The organism is Methylobacterium sp. OAE515 (assembly GCF_041806315.1).
GTDB lineage: Bacteria > Pseudomonadota > Alphaproteobacteria > Rhizobiales > Beijerinckiaceae > Methylobacterium > Methylobacterium tardum.
Genome location: NZ_JBGMUV010000001.1, coordinates 3,294,564 through 3,309,215, shown reverse-complemented (window position 1 = coordinate 3,309,215; position 14,652 = coordinate 3,294,564). Strand labels below are relative to the sequence as shown.

Here is a 14,652-nt window from a genome sequence, read left to right as displayed (position 1 = left end):
TGAGGCAGAGGCAGCGTTGCCGCCCCCTCACCGCGGGCTGCGGTCAGCGATCGGGATCAGACCAGGTAGGTGATCGTCGCCGCGACCGCGGTCGCGAAGGTCGCCAAGGTGATCGTGGTGGCGTTGACCAGCGCGCGGGCGGGCGGAACGCCGGCCGGATCGTCATCGCAACCGAAGGCAGCACCGGCCGCGTGCTCGAAGCGGATCAACGTGAGGCGGCGGGCCTCGATCGCGGCGTCGCTCATGGACTGCGGCTCCCTGACCACGGTCAAGATTATCTCCGCCATCAACGTCGATTGTCCCGTTTCGTTCCAGTGCAGGCTGTGGAAGCCGGACGGGGCGGTCACGAGAAAGCCTTAACCCATTGTTGTGCAACGTCGTGATGACAGACGGCCCTGCCGGTCGAGGCATCGGCGCCGGTCCGGCCCTCGCTCGCGGCAGCGCAGCATGCGATGATGCGCGCGCGTCGCCGCAGGGCGAACGGCTTTGATGTTTACGGTTTGTTCCGCTATCATGCGGGGATGAAGGCGCATGCTCCACGACCCAAGACCCGTCTGCGCGAAGTCGAGCCGGCCGATGCGCCGCGCCCGCGGAGGCCGCGCGTGAGCGATCCGGCGCGGGACCTATTCGGGCCGGGCAAGGGCCCGGCCGCCCGGCCGCCCGAGCCGCGGCGGCGCCTGGACGCCTCGGCCTCCGTGGCGACGCTCGCAGCCGCCGAGCCGGAGGGCGCCTACACCGCCTCCGACATCGAGGTGCTGGAAGGCCTGGAGCCGGTCCGGCGCCGGCCCGGCATGTATATCGGCGGCACCGACGAGCGGGCCCTGCACCACCTCTTCGCCGAGGTGATCGACAACTCGATGGACGAGGCGGTCGCCGGCCATGCCAGCTTCATCGAGGTCGAACTGGAGGAATCCGGCGCCCTCGTGGTGACCGACAACGGCCGCGGCATCCCGATCGACCCGCACCCGAAATTCCCCGGCAAGTCGGCGCTCGAGGTCATCATGACCACGCTGCACGCCGGCGGTAAGTTCGACTCGAAGGTCTACGAGACCTCGGGCGGCCTGCACGGCGTCGGCATCTCGGTGGTGAACGCGCTCTCCGACCTGCTCGAGGTCGAGGTGGCGCGCAACCAGACCCTCTACCGCCAGACCTTCTCGCGCGGTCACGCGCAGGGCGCGCTGGAGCTCGTCGGCCGGGTCCAGAACCGGCGCGGCACGCGCGTGCGCTTCCACCCGGATGCCCAGATCTTCGGATCGCTGAAGTTCGACCCGCGCCGCCTGTTCAAGATGGCGCGCTCGAAGGCCTACCTGTTCGGCGGCGTCGAGATCCGCTGGCGCTGCGCCCCGGCCCTCCTCGAAGGGCTGGCGGACGTGCCTGCGGAAGCTGTGCATCGCTTCCCCGATGGGTTGCGCGACTATCTCGCCCGGGACATCGACGGCAAGGAGCTCGTCACCGACGCGATGTTCTCCGGCAAGATCACCAAGCCGGGCTCGCACGGGTCGCTCGAATGGGCGGTGGCCTGGATGGTCGCCGAGGACGGGTTCTCGCACTCCTACTGCAACACCATCCCGACGCCCGAGGGCGGCACCCACGAGGCCGGTCTGCGCGTCGCGCTGCTCCGCGGCCTGCGCGAGCACGCCGAGCGGGTGAACCAGGCCAAGCGCATGACGGCGGTGACCACCGACGACGTCATGGCGACCTGCGCGTCGATGCTCTCGGTGTTCATCCGCGAGCCCGAGTTCCAGGGCCAGACCAAGGACAAGCTCGCCACCGTGGAGGCCCAGCGCATCGTCGAGACGGCGGTGCGCGATGCCTTCGACCATTGGCTCGCCGCCTCCCCGGCCCAGGCCAACAAGGTGCTCGACTGGGTGATCGACCGGGCCGAGGAGCGCCTGCGCCGCCGCCAGGAGAAGGAGGTCGCCCGCAAGAGCGCGACCCGCAAGCTGCGCCTGCCCGGCAAGCTCGCCGATTGCTCGGCGGCCGGCACCGCGGGCTCGGAGATCTTCATCGTCGAGGGTGATTCCGCCGGCGGCTCGGCCAAGCAGGCTCGCGACCGAGCGACCCAGGCGATCCTGCCGCTCCGCGGCAAGATCCTGAACGTCGCCTCGGCCTCGCGCGACAAGCTCGGCGCCAACCAGCTGATCTCGGATCTCACCCTGGCGCTCGGCTGCGGCACTGGCGCGGCCTTCCGCGAGACGGATCTCCGCTACGACAAGGTGATCATCATGACGGACGCCGACGTCGACGGCGCCCACATCGCCTCGCTGCTGATCACCTTCTTCTACCGCCAGATGCCGAGGCTGATCGACCGCGGCCACCTCTACCTCGCGATCCCGCCACTCTACCGGCTGCAGCAGGGCTCGAAGGTGGCCTATGCCCGGGACGACGCGGACCGCGAGCGGATCGTCAAGACGGTGTTCAAGGGCGGCAAAGTCGAGATCGGGCGGTTCAAGGGCCTCGGCGAGATGATGCCGGCGCAGCTCAAGGAGACCACCATGGACCCGAAGAAGCGCACGCTGCTGCGCGTCGCGGTCCTGGACGAGGCCCGGGAATCGACCGGCGACACGGTCGAGCGCCTGATGGGCAACAAGCCCGAGGCGCGCTTCGCCTTCATCAGCGAGCGCGCGGCCTTCGCCGAGGGCGCCGACCTCGACATCTGACGCTGTCGCACCGACGCGGCTTGGCCGCGTCGGTCGATGGGTCACGGACTTCGGTCGTGGCTTATCGGGGCGCCGGGATCACCTTCGCGGGGTCGAAGGGCTGGGCGGCCGCCACCGTGTCCTTGCTCATGTTGAGGACCGCCGCATACCGGTCGCCGCCGGGCCGCAGCACAAGGGCGCCCGGCTCCACCGCGATCAGCTTGCTGCCCAGCCCGAGGAAGCCGCCGACATCGATCACCACCGCCCGGAGCAGGCCGCCGTCGGTGATCAGCAGGTCTTCGATCTTGCCGACGCTGTCGCCCGCGGCGTTGCGCACGGCCACGCCGATCATCTTGGTGCTCAGGAAGACGGCGGGCTTGAGTCCCCGACGCTTGGCGGCGTCCTCGGCGCTTTCGGCTTCCATCAGCCGCCCGACACCCTTGCCGTCCGTCGAGGTGCCCGGCCCCGTGCCCGGCAGGACCGTATCCTTGCCGATCACGGTGGCGTCCTGCGCGGCCGCTGGTGTGCCCGCCAGAGCGAGGGCGGCGAGCGGCAGGAGAAGGTTTCGGCTTCGCATGGCTGATCGCTCCGGTGCGCCCGGTCCGTCACGGGGTCCCGTCGCTGGTTGCCCGGGGGGCGCCGCCGTCTCAATCGCGGGCGGCCCGCGCGGTTCCGGCCGTCCCTGTCGCACCGGGGCCGCCAGGTGGGCCGCCCGAAACGCGAAAGGGCCCGGCCTTGCGGCCGAGCCCTTTCCTTCCGTTGCGCGGAGCCGGTCGTGCCGGCTCCGCACCGTGATCTTAGTACGAGCCGAACTTGTAGTTCAGACCGGCGCGGACGACGGCGAACTCCGTGTTGGCGGCCGCGCCGTTGAGGTAGGCGGTGCCGTTCGGGGCCAGCAGGTTGCCGTAGAACACGCCGCCGGCGGTGTTCTTCTGGCGGTCGAGGTTCACGTACAGGCCTTCGACCTTCAGCGTCACGGCGGACGAGCGGAAGAAGTTCAGGAACGAGTCGGTCGGGAGGGCGTACTCGATGCCGCCGCCGACCGCGTAGCCGGTGCGGAAGCTGTCGCGGAAGCGGTTGCCGGAGAAGTTCTGATCGTCCTGGCCCGAGCCGTAGGCGAAGCCGCCCGTGCCGTACACGAGGGTCCGGTCGAAGGCGTAGCCGAGGCGGCCGCGCACGGTGCCGAAGTAGTCGAGGCCGTTGCCGCTGGTGGCGACGAAGGCGCGCGGCGGGAGGAACGCGATGCCGGTGCTGGTGCCGCCAAAGGCGTAGTTCTGGGTGGCATTGGCGCGGCGGGCGAAGTCGACATACTGGGCGTCAGCTTCGAAGCCGATCACGACACCCGAGCCCGGCGTGAACTGATAGTTGTAGCCGATCTGGGCGCCACCCGAGAAACCGTCGTTGTTGCTGCGATTGTTGACGCTGACGACGCCGTTCGTGCCGGGCGAGTTGATCAGCGAGCCGGCCGGCAGCGCGTAGTTGGTGGTGTTGCGGCTAGAGGCGTCGAAGCCGTAGCCGGCGTTCACACCGACGTAGAAGCCGGTCCAGGTGAAGACCGGCACCGGCGTGAACACCGGCGGCGGTGCGGCGCGACGCGGCAGATCGGCCGCGGACGCGGCAGCCGTCATGCCGGCCAGCACGGTGGATGCGAGGAGGAGCTTCTTCATGGTGTCGTAGGTCCTGGTTTGGCTTGAGCCGGCGGCCTGCGAGGCGCTCTGGGATGGCGTGTCTGTCGCTTTCCTGCAACAAGCATCCTCAGACTAGCTTGATCGCGTCAACGAAAGATGAAGACTAACGCCCCGTATCCCGCAGCACTGGCGCCTTTCGTCTCGCCACTGGCCGCATAGACCGACGAAAAGGCCCAGACGATTGTGCGAAACTTGTGAACCGGATGCGCGCCCGATCGCAGGCGCCGGGTTCGACATTGTCCGCCGCTGCGGAGGGAAGCCGTCGGGCTGGCGTTTTATTTCGGCACATCTGCCGAGCAACGGACGCTTCGGCGTAAGGCGGTGGTTAACCGTGTTGTCCGATGGTCCGGGGCCGGCGTATCGGCCGGTGAGGGTTTGGCCCATGTACATCCGCGACGCGCGGGCCGCGAAGCCGTTCGGCAGGCGTCGGACTCGGGTCGAAGCGGGCGGCGGCGACTTGGCACCCGCAGGGGCTGATCGGCCCAGACACGATCGGCCGCCGAGCCCGCTCGGCTGGGCGCTGCGGATCACGGGGTTCGCTGGCCTCTTGGCAATCGCCGCCATCTCGTACCTGGCCCGTATGAGTCAACCGAGCCCGGCCCCCGCCTGGGCCGCCCTCGACGGACGTCAGGTGCTCGCCGACCCTGAGACGACCGGCGCGATCACGCGTCTGGACCCCTGCCAGAGGCCCGCCGCCGATCGCCTCAGGCACTGATCGCTTGTGCGCCGTGGCGTCTTGGTGCGCATTGCGAGATTGACAAGCCGCGCCAAGGCCCTAACTGACAGACAGCATGCGCCCCGCGGCCCCGGGAGCATCCGAGCGTCCCGCGCGTGCCTTACCCAGCCGTTGCCGCGACGATGTCCATCGCGCCGGCCGGGCGCGCAACGGTTCCTGATTGCAGATGCCTTTTTCCGACCTGGGACTGAGCGAAAAAGTCCTGAACGCCGTCGAGACGGCGGGTTACACCGAGCCGACGCCGATTCAGGCCGAAGCCATCCCCCATGTGCTGGCGCGCCGCGACGTCCTCGGCATCGCGCAGACTGGAACCGGCAAGACCGCAGCCTTCACGCTGCCGATGCTGACGCTTCTGGAGAACGGTCGCGCCCGGGCCCGGATGCCGCGCACGCTGATCCTGGAGCCGACGCGCGAGCTGGCCGCCCAGGTGGTCGAGAACTTCGACCGCTACGGTACCAATCACAAGCTCAACGTGGCGCTGATCATCGGCGGCGTGTCCTTCGCCGATCAGGATGCCAAGCTGATGCGCGGCACCGACGTGCTGATCGCGACGCCGGGCCGCCTCCTCGACCATTTCGAGCGCGGCAAGCTGCTGCTCACCGGCGTCGAGCTTCTGGTGATCGATGAGGCGGACCGCATGCTCGACATGGGGTTCATCCCGGATATCGAGCGCATCGTGAAGATGGTGCCGTTCACCCGGCAGACGCTGTTCTTCTCCGCGACCATGCCGCCGGAGATCGAGCGGCTGGCCGACATGTTCCTGCACAACCCGCAGCGGGTCGAGGTCGCCCGGCCCGCCTCCACCGCGACCACGATCACCCAGCGCCTGGTCGCCACCGGCTCGGAGGGCCATGCCAAGCGCGAGCGCCTGCGGGACCTGATCCGCGGCGAGGGTGAGCTCAACAACGGGATCATCTTCTGCAATCGCAAGCGCGATGTCGCCCTGCTCCAGAAATCCCTGGTGAGCCACGGCTTCGACGCCGCCGCACTGCACGGCGACATGGATCAGCGCGCGCGCACCACCGCCCTCGACGCGTTCCGCAACGGTGAAACCGCTTTGCTGGTTGCCAGCGACGTCGCGGCCCGCGGCCTCGACATCCCGGCGGTCAGCCACGTCTTCAACTTCGACGTGCCGCACCATCCGGAGGATTACGTCCACCGGATCGGCCGCACCGGCCGCGCCGGCCGCGCCGGCACGGCCTACACCCTCGTGTCCCCGGAAGATGCTCGCTCGCTCGGGGCGATCGAGGCGCTGATCGGTCAGCCGATCCCCTGGTTCGATGGCGACCTGTCGACGGTGGCTGAGACCGTCTCCGAAACCGGCACGCGCCACCGCGGCCGTTCGGCCGACAGCCGCCGCGGCGGGCGTACGGCCAAGGCCGGAGGGCGGAGCGCCGGCGAGGCTGCGGACAAGCCCAAGGCCCGCGGCGGACGCGGCGCGGCGGCCGCTCCGCGCGCCGAGACACCGCGGCCCGAGCCCCGCCGCGAACCCATGCGCGAGGAGCGCGGACGCCGGAACGAGTCCGAGGGCGAGACGCCGATCGGATTGGGTTCGCATGTCCCGGCTTTCCTTCTTCGACCAGTCCTGGCGAAGAAGGACAAGTAACAGGATTCTTTTCGGGCTTAACTGTCCAGCTACCAAGCTGTCTTAGACCAGTCTTGGGCGGCGATGCATCGGAGCATCGGCCGTCCGAGGCGGCAGGACACGGATGAGCCAGGAGACTTATTCGGATCGGGACCGGAGCTTCGCCCTGGCGAAGCGGACTCACGACCTGATCCGCGATTACGGCCCCTCCGCGACGCCGCGCGCCTACGCGGTCTGGTACGCCTACGTGTCGGGGGAGCTTCCGCTGCTGAGCGACGCGGTGAAGCGGCTCACCGCGCAGAACGGCTGCCTCACCGAGGCCGACATCGACGATCTGCACGAGAGCTATCTGGACGGGCGCCGACTGGCGAGCGCCACCGGTGAGATCAGCCGCGTCGTGCTGAGCGAGATCGCCGCCATCACCGAGATCCTCGACCTGTCGCTCGGGTCCACGGCCCAGTACGGCGAATCGCTGCGTGGCCTGGCGCAGGATCTCGCGCAGGGCCTGCACAACCGGGCCCGGCTCGGCGAGATCGTCTCGACGCTGGTGTCCACGACCCGCGAGGTGGCGGTCAACAACCGGGTTCTCGAGGCGCGCATGCGCGAGACCCGCAGCGAGATCGAAACCCTGCGCGAGAAGCTCGAGGCGACCCGGTTGGAGAGCCTCACCGACGCGCTGACCGGCCTGTCGAACCGCAAGCATTTCGAGGAGACCCTGAAGGCGACCCTGGAGGCCGCCCGCGGGCGCGCTGTCCCGATGAGCCTGATCATCCTCGATATCGACTTCTTCAAGCGCTTCAACGACCTGTACGGCCATCTCACGGGCGATCAGGTCTTGCGGCTCGTGGCCATCGTGATGCGGGAGAATGCCGGCAGGGACGCGCATCTCGCCCGGTTCGGCGGCGAGGAATTCGGTATCGTGCTGCCAGGGACGGACCGCGCCGCGGCGCGTCAGGTGGCCGAGACCGTCCGCACCAGCGTGATGGGGCGCGAACTGGTCAAGCGCTCGACCGGCGAGTCGCTCGGCAAGGTCACCGTGTCGCTGGGAATCGCGGTGTACCGCCAGGGCGACACGCCGGCCTCGCTGATGGAGCGGGCCGATCTCTGCATGTTCGCCGCCAAGCGTGGCGGGCGCAACCGGGCGGTGGACGACACGGCCGAGGCGCTGTCCCAGGTGGCCTGAACGGCGGGCCCTCAGGCCCGGGCCGGCACCTGGTCGGCCGAGACCGGCGTGATCGCCACCGATTCACCGCAGCCGCAAGCCGAAGTCTGGTTCGGATTGTTGAAGACGAATTGCGATGCCAGCTTGTTGGTCGTGAAATCCATCTCGGTGCCGAGCAGGAACAGCACCGCCTTCGGGTCGACGAAGACGCGCACGCCGCGATCCTCGACCACGTCCTCACCGGGCTTGACCGCCTCGGCATATTCCATCGTGTAGGACATGCCGGCGCAGCCGCCGTTGCGGACGCCGACGCGGAGCCCGGCGATCGGCCGGTCGGCCTCCGCCATGATCGCCTTGATCCGATCGGCGGCCCGATCGGTCAGCGAGAGAACCTTGAACCCAGTCGACATCGTCACCCTCCCGCCCAACCGGGTTCAAGGCCCGGGGACGCGCATTCTGACACTCACAAGATAAGCATTGGGTTGAGGCCGGTCCACCGCGCCCGAGTCACACCGGCCCGGCATTCGGCGTCTGCGCGCCCCTCTCCCGCACGGGCTCAGGTCTACGCGCATGGGACAAGTCATTTCTCCAGCGTGTGGACGCTCCGGATGACGAGTCTGCGCCGTCATTCCTGGGCGCCGCAGGCGCGCCCGGACCCGGAGGGGCACGCCGGAGGCGGGCAATCCAGAACCGGCGGCGGTGCAGACCCTGCCGCGTCGGCGTGTCTGGATTCCGGGCTCCGCTGCGCAGCCCCGGAATGACTTTGGGGGATCGGCCGCGCGAGCCTGTCATACCCGAAGCTCTCACGGGAGAGGGGACTTGCGCCTCATCCCGGACGATGCGCGGCTGTCGCGTGCCGACGCGACGCGCCTCAGGCGGCCCCGGCGGTGAGCTGCGCGAAGGTCGCGAGATCGACGTTGCCGCCGCTGATCACCACCCCGACCCGCTTGCCCCGGACATCCACCAGCCCGTTGAGCACCGCCGCCGCCGCGAGGCAGCCGGTCGGCTCGACCACGATCTTCATCCGGCTCGCGAAGAACCGCATCGTCTCGACGAGCTGGGCGTCCGAGACCGTGACGATGTCGGCGACGTGCCGGCGGATGATCGCGAAGGTGAGGTCGCCCAGCGCCGTCGACTGCGCGCCGTCGGCGATGGTGCGGGGCACCGGGATCGTCACCACCTGCCCCTCCCGGAACGAGCGCTGCCCGTCGTTGCCGGCCTCCGGCTCGACGCCGATCACCCGGCAGCCCGGGGACAGGTTCGCGGCGGCGAGGGCGCAGCCCGCGAGTTGGCCGCCGCCGCCGAGGCAGGCCACCAGCACGTCGAGCTCGCCCACGGTCTCGATCAGCTCCTGCGCCAGGGTCCCCTGCCCGGCGATGACGTCGGGATGGTTGAAGGGCGGGATCAGCGTCAGGCCGCGGGGCCCCGCGATCGACCGGCCGAGCGCCTCGCGGTCCTGGCTGTAGCGGTCGTACAGGATCACCTCGGCGCCGTAGCCGCGGGTGCCCTCGATCTTCGCCGCCGGCGCATCCTCCGGCATGATGATCGTGGCCGGGGCGCCGAGCAGGCGGCAGGCCAGGGCGACCGCCTGGGCGTGGTTGCCCGACGAGAAGGTGATCACCCCGCGGGCGCGCTCCGCCTCCGGCAGCGCGCTGATGGCGTTGTAGGCCCCGCGGAACTTGAAGGCCCCGGCCCGCTGCAGGTTCTCGGCCTTGAAGAACAGCTTTGCGCCGGTCATCGCGTCGGCGGTGCGGGAGGTGAGCACCGGCGTGCGGTGCGCGGCCCCCGCGATGCGCTCGGCCGCGCGCGCCACGTCGGCATAGGTGGGCAGGCCGGTGGCCGCCGCGCCGTGTTCGCCCTGCATCGGATCCCGCCTCGTTCCCGCTCTGCGTGAGCGCGACTCATACGGGCGATCGGGCCCGCGCGCATCCCAGGCTCATGCACAGCCGGAAGCGGAGCCATTCGCCGGCTCACGGCTTATCTCGGCAGGGCCAGCTTGGCCGGAACGCTGGGGGGCGTCACCATGTCGACGCAAGTCGGGGACAGGATTTCGTTTGGCCCGTCAGCCTGCGAGAGAGTCTCGTGAGCGCCTGGGCCCGCGAGCGGCCTTCGGACGACGGGGCAACCGCAGTCACGTTCCGGGGCCGCGGGCTGGCACTGAGGTCTGGTACGCGGCTGATCCTGCTCGTCTGCCCGCTCTGCTCGCAGCGCAATGCGCAGCGAGGCGCCGAGCAGGGCATCTGCGAATGGTGTGCCTACGTGCCGTCACCGGAGCAGGCGGAGCCGGTAGAATCTGTCGCTGGCTGAGGACGGCGCTGCGGCCGGGTACGGCCGCAGACGCACAGATCCCGACTACGTATGGATCACCTTCCCATACGCATCCAACACGCTCTCGTGCATCATCTCGCTGAGGGTCGGGTGCGGGAACACCGTGTGCATCAGCTCTTCCTCGGTGCTCTCCAGGTTCATCGCCACCACGTAGCCCTGGATCAGCTCGGTCACCTCCGCGCCGACCATGTGGGCGCCGAGCAGCTGGCCGGTCTTGGCGTCGAACACGGTCTTGATCAGCCCATCCGGCTCGCCCAGCGCGATCGCCTTGCCGTTGCCCGCGAAGGGGAAGCGGCCGACCTTCACGGCAAAGCCCTGCTCCTTGGCTTTCGCCTCGGTCAGCCCGACGCTGGCGATCTGCGGCTGGCAGTAGGTGCAGCCCGGGATCTTGGCCTTGTCCATCGGGTGGGTGTGCAGGCCCTTGATGGTCTCGATGCAGATGACGCCCTCGTGCTCGGCCTTGTGGGCGAGCATCGGCGGGCCGGCGACGTCGCCGATCGCGTAGAGGCCGGGCACGTTGGTACGGCCGAGCCCGTCGGTCACCACGATGCCGCGGTCGATCTTCACCCCGAGCTTCTCCAGCCCGATATTCTCGATGTTGCCGACGACGCCCACCGCCGAGATCAGCTTCTCGGCCGTGATCTGCTGGGTCTTGCCGTCGCCGCCCTCGATGGTCGCCGTGATGGAGTTCGCGCCCTTCTCGACCTTCGTGACCTTGGCGCCGGTGAGGATCTTGATCCCCTGCTTCTCGAAGCGCTTGCGGGCGAGGCCTGCGATCTCGGCATCCTCCACGGGTAGGATCTGCGGCAGCAGCTCCACCACGGTCACCTCGGCGCCCATGGTGCGGTAGAACGAGGCGAACTCGATGCCGATGGCGCCCGAGCCCATCACCAGCAGGCTCTTGGGCATCGTCTCGGGGACCATGGCCTCGTAGTAGGTCCAGATCAGCTTCTTGTCGGGCTCGATCCCGGGGATCGCCCGGGGGCGCGCGCCGGTCGCCACGATGATGTGCTTGGCCTGGTAGGTGCCGGCGCCCTTGGCGCCCTTCGGCGGCTCGGCGCGCTTGGACTCCTTCACGGTGACCTGGCCGGGCTGGTTGCCCTTCGCGACGCTGTCGACCGCGGCCTCGCCCCAGATCACGTCGACCTTGTTCTTCTTGAGCAGCATGCCGACGCCGCCGTTGAGCCGGGCCGAGACGCCGCGGGAGCGCTTGACGATGGCGGCGGTGTCGAAACCGACCTTGTCGGCCGTCAGCCCGTAATCGCCGGGGTGCTGGAAGTAGTGGAAGATCTCGGCCGAGCGGAGCAGCGCCTTGGTGGGGATGCAGCCCCAGTTCAGGCAGATGCCGCCCAGGTGCTCGCGGTCGACCACGGCGGTCTTGAACCCGAGCTGCGCCGCGCGGATCGCCGTGACGTAGCCGCCGGGCCCGGCGCCGATGATGAGGACGTCGTAGGTGTCGGACATTTACCGCTCCGCGAACGCCCCTCTCCCTTGCGGGGAGGGAGCTGGGGGTGGGGGTGGCTCCGCCTGGCCGGCTGAATCCGGAAGAGGCGCTTCGGATGCGGCGAGCGCCGCGTGGATCGTGTCGAGGACGGTGTCGATCTCCCGCAGGACCATGCGGTTCGGGAAACGCAGGACGCGGAAGCCTTCGGAGCCAAGATAGGTATCCCGGCGGGCATCGTAGGCCGTGCTGGCCTCGAAGCCGTGCTGCTCACCGTCGACCTCGACGATGAGCCGGGCCGTCAGGCAGCAGAAATCCGCCACGTAGGGGCCGAGGGCGACCTGCCTCCGGAAATGCGAGCCGTCCACCGGCAGGCGGTGACGCAGGTGCCACCAGAGCCGCTTCTCTGCCTCGGTGTGCGAGCGCCGCAGCGTCTTCGCGTTCGCGGCCGCTCTGGGCGAGGCTGCTCTCCGGGGCTGCTGGTTCCAGGGCATCGGGCGGCAGGTCAAGCGAACGTGGCTGATGGGCGCATGCTCACACGGAGCATGGAGTACGGCTCATCGCAGCAGGATTGCGTGTTCTGACCGATGCCTGCCACCTTCCCCACCTCGACATTCCAGAACGCGCTCTCCCCTCCCCCTTGTGGGGAGGGGTCAGGGGTGGGGGTGGTGCAGAAGGCACCGCACCGCTCGATCCTGAACCACCCCCACCTCCAACTCCTCCCCACAAGGGGGAGGAGCGTGCCCGCCTCACACCAGCATGCCCATCGGGTTCTCGATCAGCCCCTTGAAGGCCGAGATCAGCTCCGCGCCGAGCGCCCCGTCGAGCACCCGGTGGTCGCATGAGAGGGTGCAGGTCATCACCTGGACCACGGCCGGCGCCCCGTCCTTCACGACGACGCGCTTCTCGCCCGCGCCCACCGCCAGGATGCTCGATTGCGGCGGGTTGATCACCGCGGTGAAGTGCTTGATCCCGAACATGCCGAGGTTCGACACCGAGGTGACGCCGCCCTGATATTCCTCGGGCTTCAGCTTCTTGGCACGCGCCCGGGCGGCGAAATCCTTCATCTCGTTGGAGATGGTGGACAACGTCTTCTCGTCCGCCCGGCGGATCACCGGGGTGAACAGACCGCCGTCGATCGCCACCGCGACGCCGACCTCGGCGTGCTTGAAGCGCAGGATCCGGTCCTCGGCCCAGACCGCATTGGCGGCCGGCACGCGGGTCAGCGCGAGGCCCATCGCCTTGATGACGAAGTCGTTCACCGAGAGCTTGAAGGCGGGCTTGCCGTCCTTGTCCTTGCCGGCGGAGCCGTTCAGCGTCTCGCGCAGCTTCATCAGCGCGTCGAGCTCGCAATCCACCGTCAGGTAGAAGTGCGGGGCGACCTGCATCGCCTCGGTCAGGCGCTTGGCGATGGTCTTGCGCATGCCGTCGAGGGGGACGTCCTCGTAGGCATCCTTGGCAAAGAAGCCCTTGACCTGATCGGTCGTGAGCCCGGCCGGCGCGCCGCCCGCGGGGGCGGCCTTCGGGGCGGGGGGCGCCGCCTTCGGCGCCTCGGCGGCTTGCTGCGCGGCGGCGGGCGCCTTGGTGGCGCCGGAGGTTTTCGCGGCCTGGACATCGCGGGCGATGATGCGGCCATGCGGCCCGCTGCCCTGGACGGCGCCGAGATCCACGCCCTCCTGCTTGGCGATGCGCCGGGCGAGCGGCGAGGCGAAGACCCGGCCGCCCGAGCCGGCCTGCGCGCCACCCTGCGGAGCGCCGCTCGGCTGCGCGCCCTCCGGTGCGGCGTTCACCCGCTCGTACGACATGTGGCCGCCGCCGGGGGTGGTGTTCTGGTCGGCCGCCGAAGCCCCGGCCGCGGGTTCGGGCTTGGATTCGGCCTTGGCCTCGCCGTTCGAGGCGGCCTTCGGCGCGCCGCCGGCCTGCACGCTCGACGGGTCCTCGCCCTCGGCGGCGATGATGGCGATCAGGTCGTTGACCGGCACGTCCGCGGTGCCCTCGGGCACGAGGATCTTGGCGAGCACGCCCTCGTCGATGGCCTCCACCTCCATGGTGGCCTTGTCGGTCTCGATCTCCGCCAGCACGTCGCCGGACTTGATCGCGTCGCCCTCCTTCTTGAGCCACTTGGCGAGGTTGCCCTTCTCCATGGTCGGGGAGAGCGCGGGCATCAGCACGTTGATCGGCATGGCATCAGGTCTCGGGCAAGGCCGGGGCGGCCGGATCGTCGAAGGGGAAGAGGTCGTCGGAGGGGAACGGGACGGCGTCGAAGGGCGGCAGCGCCACGGTCTCGCCGCGCTGGATCGTGGCGGGGAGCACCCAGCGCCCGTCTGCGAGGGCGAAGCCTTCGAGTACGCCGGCCGCCGGGTCGAGCAGCCAGAGGTGGTCAACGCCGGACCCGGCATAGATGCGACGCTTCGGACCCCGGTCGAGGCGAGTCGTTGACGGCGAGAGGATCTCGCAGACCCAATCCGGAGCCGTCTCTATGAAGGCATCCTCGGGTTCGGTCGGCATCCGCTCGCGGCGCCAGCCCGCAAGATCGGGTACGACCACCTGGGATCCAAGGTGAAGCTCAGGCTCGATGATGAAGACCCATCCGCCGGGACCACCACGGCCGCGTGCGAACGGCCGATCCAGCTCTCCCGACAGCCGGGCCGCGGCAATGCCGTGCCGGGGCCGCGGCCGGGGATGCGTCTCCAGCACGCCGTCGATGATCTCGGCGACGAAATGCTCCGGAACCGCCTCCAGATCCGCGTAGGTCGTCTGCCGGACAGCCGCCTCAGCCATGGTTGGCCGCCATCGTCAGTTGAGGCCGCCGGGGTCGAGCCCCTCGGCCTCCCAGCCGGCGCGGATGCGCTCCAGGGCCTCCTCCTCCGACATGTCGGTCTCCAGCGCGTAGGCGCGGGCCGCCTGCCGGGCGAGGTCGATCAGGAGCCGGCCCCAGGTCGCCGGATCGTCGAAGGAGCGGCGCAGCGCGACGCTGACCGCGCCATCCACCACGGCGGCGCGCAGCACCTCGATGCCGCCCTGTTCGAGGGCGTCGGGCGGGATGGCGAGTTCGGCGAAGTCGTTGCTCATG

13 protein-coding genes are annotated in these 14,652 nt (G+C 69.6%); 3 read left to right on the top strand and 10 right to left on the bottom strand.

Features of this window, described 5'->3' with window-relative positions; translation table 11 throughout:
- Window positions 1-56 precede the first annotated feature (56 nt).
- A complete protein-coding gene (locus ABIE45_RS16225; protein ID WP_373622381.1) occupies window positions 57-347 on the bottom strand; it encodes a hypothetical protein in 291 nt (96 codons plus the stop codon).
- Between the two features lie 255 nt (window positions 348-602).
- On the opposite strand from ABIE45_RS16225, the gene parE reads away from it, so the two are divergent.
- Window positions 603-2,660 (top strand): DNA topoisomerase IV subunit B, encoded by a 2,058-nt coding sequence (gene parE, locus ABIE45_RS16220; RefSeq protein ID WP_192711017.1) that lies wholly within the window; start codon window positions 603-605, stop codon window positions 2,658-2,660.
- A 61-nt stretch (window positions 2,661-2,721) separates the two neighbouring features.
- On the opposite strand, the gene ABIE45_RS16215 is transcribed toward parE, so the two are convergent.
- Together ABIE45_RS16215 and ABIE45_RS16210 are read right to left on the bottom strand one after the other, a co-directional pair.
- Window positions 2,722-3,216, bottom strand: a complete 495-nt coding sequence (locus ABIE45_RS16215; RefSeq protein ID WP_192711016.1) for a PRC-barrel domain-containing protein — start codon at window positions 3,214-3,216, stop codon at window positions 2,722-2,724.
- Between the two features lie 220 nt (window positions 3,217-3,436).
- Window positions 3,437-4,306: a porin family protein gene (locus tag ABIE45_RS16210; RefSeq protein ID WP_192711015.1), complete on the bottom strand. Its 870-nt coding sequence runs from the start codon at window positions 4,304-4,306 to the stop codon at window positions 3,437-3,439.
- Window positions 4,307-5,229: 923 nt separating this feature from the next.
- Between ABIE45_RS16210 and ABIE45_RS16205 the strand changes: the two genes are divergently transcribed.
- Together ABIE45_RS16205 and ABIE45_RS16200 are read left to right on the top strand one after the other, a co-directional pair.
- Window positions 5,230-6,669, top strand: a complete 1,440-nt coding sequence (locus ABIE45_RS16205) for a DEAD/DEAH box helicase (protein WP_192711014.1) — start codon at window positions 5,230-5,232, stop codon at window positions 6,667-6,669.
- Between the two features lie 103 nt (window positions 6,670-6,772).
- The gene (locus tag ABIE45_RS16200) at window positions 6,773-7,831 is read left to right on the top strand and encodes a GGDEF domain-containing protein (RefSeq protein ID WP_192711013.1); all 1,059 of its coding nucleotides are present in this window, start codon (window positions 6,773-6,775) and stop codon (window positions 7,829-7,831) included.
- Window positions 7,832-7,842: 11 nt separating this feature from the next.
- Here the strand turns inward: ABIE45_RS16200 and ABIE45_RS16195 are convergent, their stop codons facing one another.
- The 7 genes from ABIE45_RS16195 to ABIE45_RS16165 form a co-directional block, all read right to left on the bottom strand.
- Window positions 7,843-8,220 (bottom strand): iron-sulfur cluster assembly accessory protein, encoded by a 378-nt coding sequence (locus tag ABIE45_RS16195; protein WP_192711012.1) that lies wholly within the window; start codon window positions 8,218-8,220, stop codon window positions 7,843-7,845.
- A 461-nt stretch (window positions 8,221-8,681) separates the two neighbouring features.
- Window positions 8,682-9,674: a threo-3-hydroxy-L-aspartate ammonia-lyase gene (locus tag ABIE45_RS16190; RefSeq protein ID WP_192711011.1), complete on the bottom strand. Its 993-nt coding sequence runs from the start codon at window positions 9,672-9,674 to the stop codon at window positions 8,682-8,684.
- 488 nt (window positions 9,675-10,162) lie between these two features.
- Window positions 10,163-11,602, bottom strand: a complete 1,440-nt coding sequence (gene lpdA / locus ABIE45_RS16185; RefSeq protein WP_192711010.1) for a dihydrolipoyl dehydrogenase — start codon at window positions 11,600-11,602, stop codon at window positions 10,163-10,165.
- Window positions 11,603-12,073: a DUF559 domain-containing protein gene (locus tag ABIE45_RS16180; RefSeq protein WP_192711009.1), complete on the bottom strand. Its 471-nt coding sequence runs from the start codon at window positions 12,071-12,073 to the stop codon at window positions 11,603-11,605. It lies immediately after the preceding gene.
- A 255-nt stretch (window positions 12,074-12,328) separates the two neighbouring features.
- A complete protein-coding gene (locus ABIE45_RS16175) occupies window positions 12,329-13,762 on the bottom strand; it encodes a pyruvate dehydrogenase complex dihydrolipoamide acetyltransferase (RefSeq protein ID WP_192711008.1) in 1,434 nt (477 codons plus the stop codon).
- A gap of 4 nt (window positions 13,763-13,766) precedes the next feature.
- Window positions 13,767-14,360, bottom strand: coding sequence for a Uma2 family endonuclease (locus ABIE45_RS16170; RefSeq protein WP_192711007.1), 594 nt, complete (start codon window positions 14,358-14,360; stop codon window positions 13,767-13,769).
- Between the two features lie 15 nt (window positions 14,361-14,375).
- Window positions 14,376-14,651 (bottom strand): DUF5076 domain-containing protein, encoded by a 276-nt coding sequence (locus ABIE45_RS16165; protein WP_192711006.1) that lies wholly within the window; start codon window positions 14,649-14,651, stop codon window positions 14,376-14,378.
- Window position 14,652 lies beyond the last annotated feature (1 nt).

Bases quoted from the DNA above. Each gene is read 5' to 3' on its own strand.
- ABIE45_RS16215 (WP_192711016.1), bottom strand. From the start codon at position 3,216: ATGCGAAGCCGAAACCTTCTCCTGCCGCTCGCCGCCCTCGCTCTGGCG.
- ABIE45_RS16210 (WP_192711015.1), bottom strand. From the start codon at position 4,306: ATGAAGAAGCTCCTCCTCGCATCCACCGTGCTGGCCGGCATGACGGCT.
- ABIE45_RS16205 (WP_192711014.1), top strand. From the start codon at position 5,230: ATGCCTTTTTCCGACCTGGGACTGAGCGAAAAAGTCCTGAACGCCGTC.
- ABIE45_RS16200 (WP_192711013.1), top strand. From the start codon at position 6,773: ATGAGCCAGGAGACTTATTCGGATCGGGACCGGAGCTTCGCCCTGGCG.
- ABIE45_RS16195 (WP_192711012.1), bottom strand. From the start codon at position 8,220: ATGTCGACTGGGTTCAAGGTTCTCTCGCTGACCGATCGGGCCGCCGAT.
- ABIE45_RS16190 (WP_192711011.1), bottom strand. From the start codon at position 9,674: ATGCAGGGCGAACACGGCGCGGCGGCCACCGGCCTGCCCACCTATGCC.
- lpdA (WP_192711010.1), bottom strand. From the start codon at position 11,602: ATGTCCGACACCTACGACGTCCTCATCATCGGCGCCGGGCCCGGCGGC.
- ABIE45_RS16180 (WP_192711009.1), bottom strand. From the start codon at position 12,073: ATGCCCTGGAACCAGCAGCCCCGGAGAGCAGCCTCGCCCAGAGCGGCC.
- ABIE45_RS16175 (WP_192711008.1), bottom strand. From the start codon at position 13,762: ATGCCGATCAACGTGCTGATGCCCGCGCTCTCCCCGACCATGGAGAAG.
- ABIE45_RS16170 (WP_192711007.1), bottom strand. From the start codon at position 14,360: ATGGCTGAGGCGGCTGTCCGGCAGACGACCTACGCGGATCTGGAGGCG.
- ABIE45_RS16165 (WP_192711006.1), bottom strand. From the start codon at position 14,651: ATGAGCAACGACTTCGCCGAACTCGCCATCCCGCCCGACGCCCTCGAA.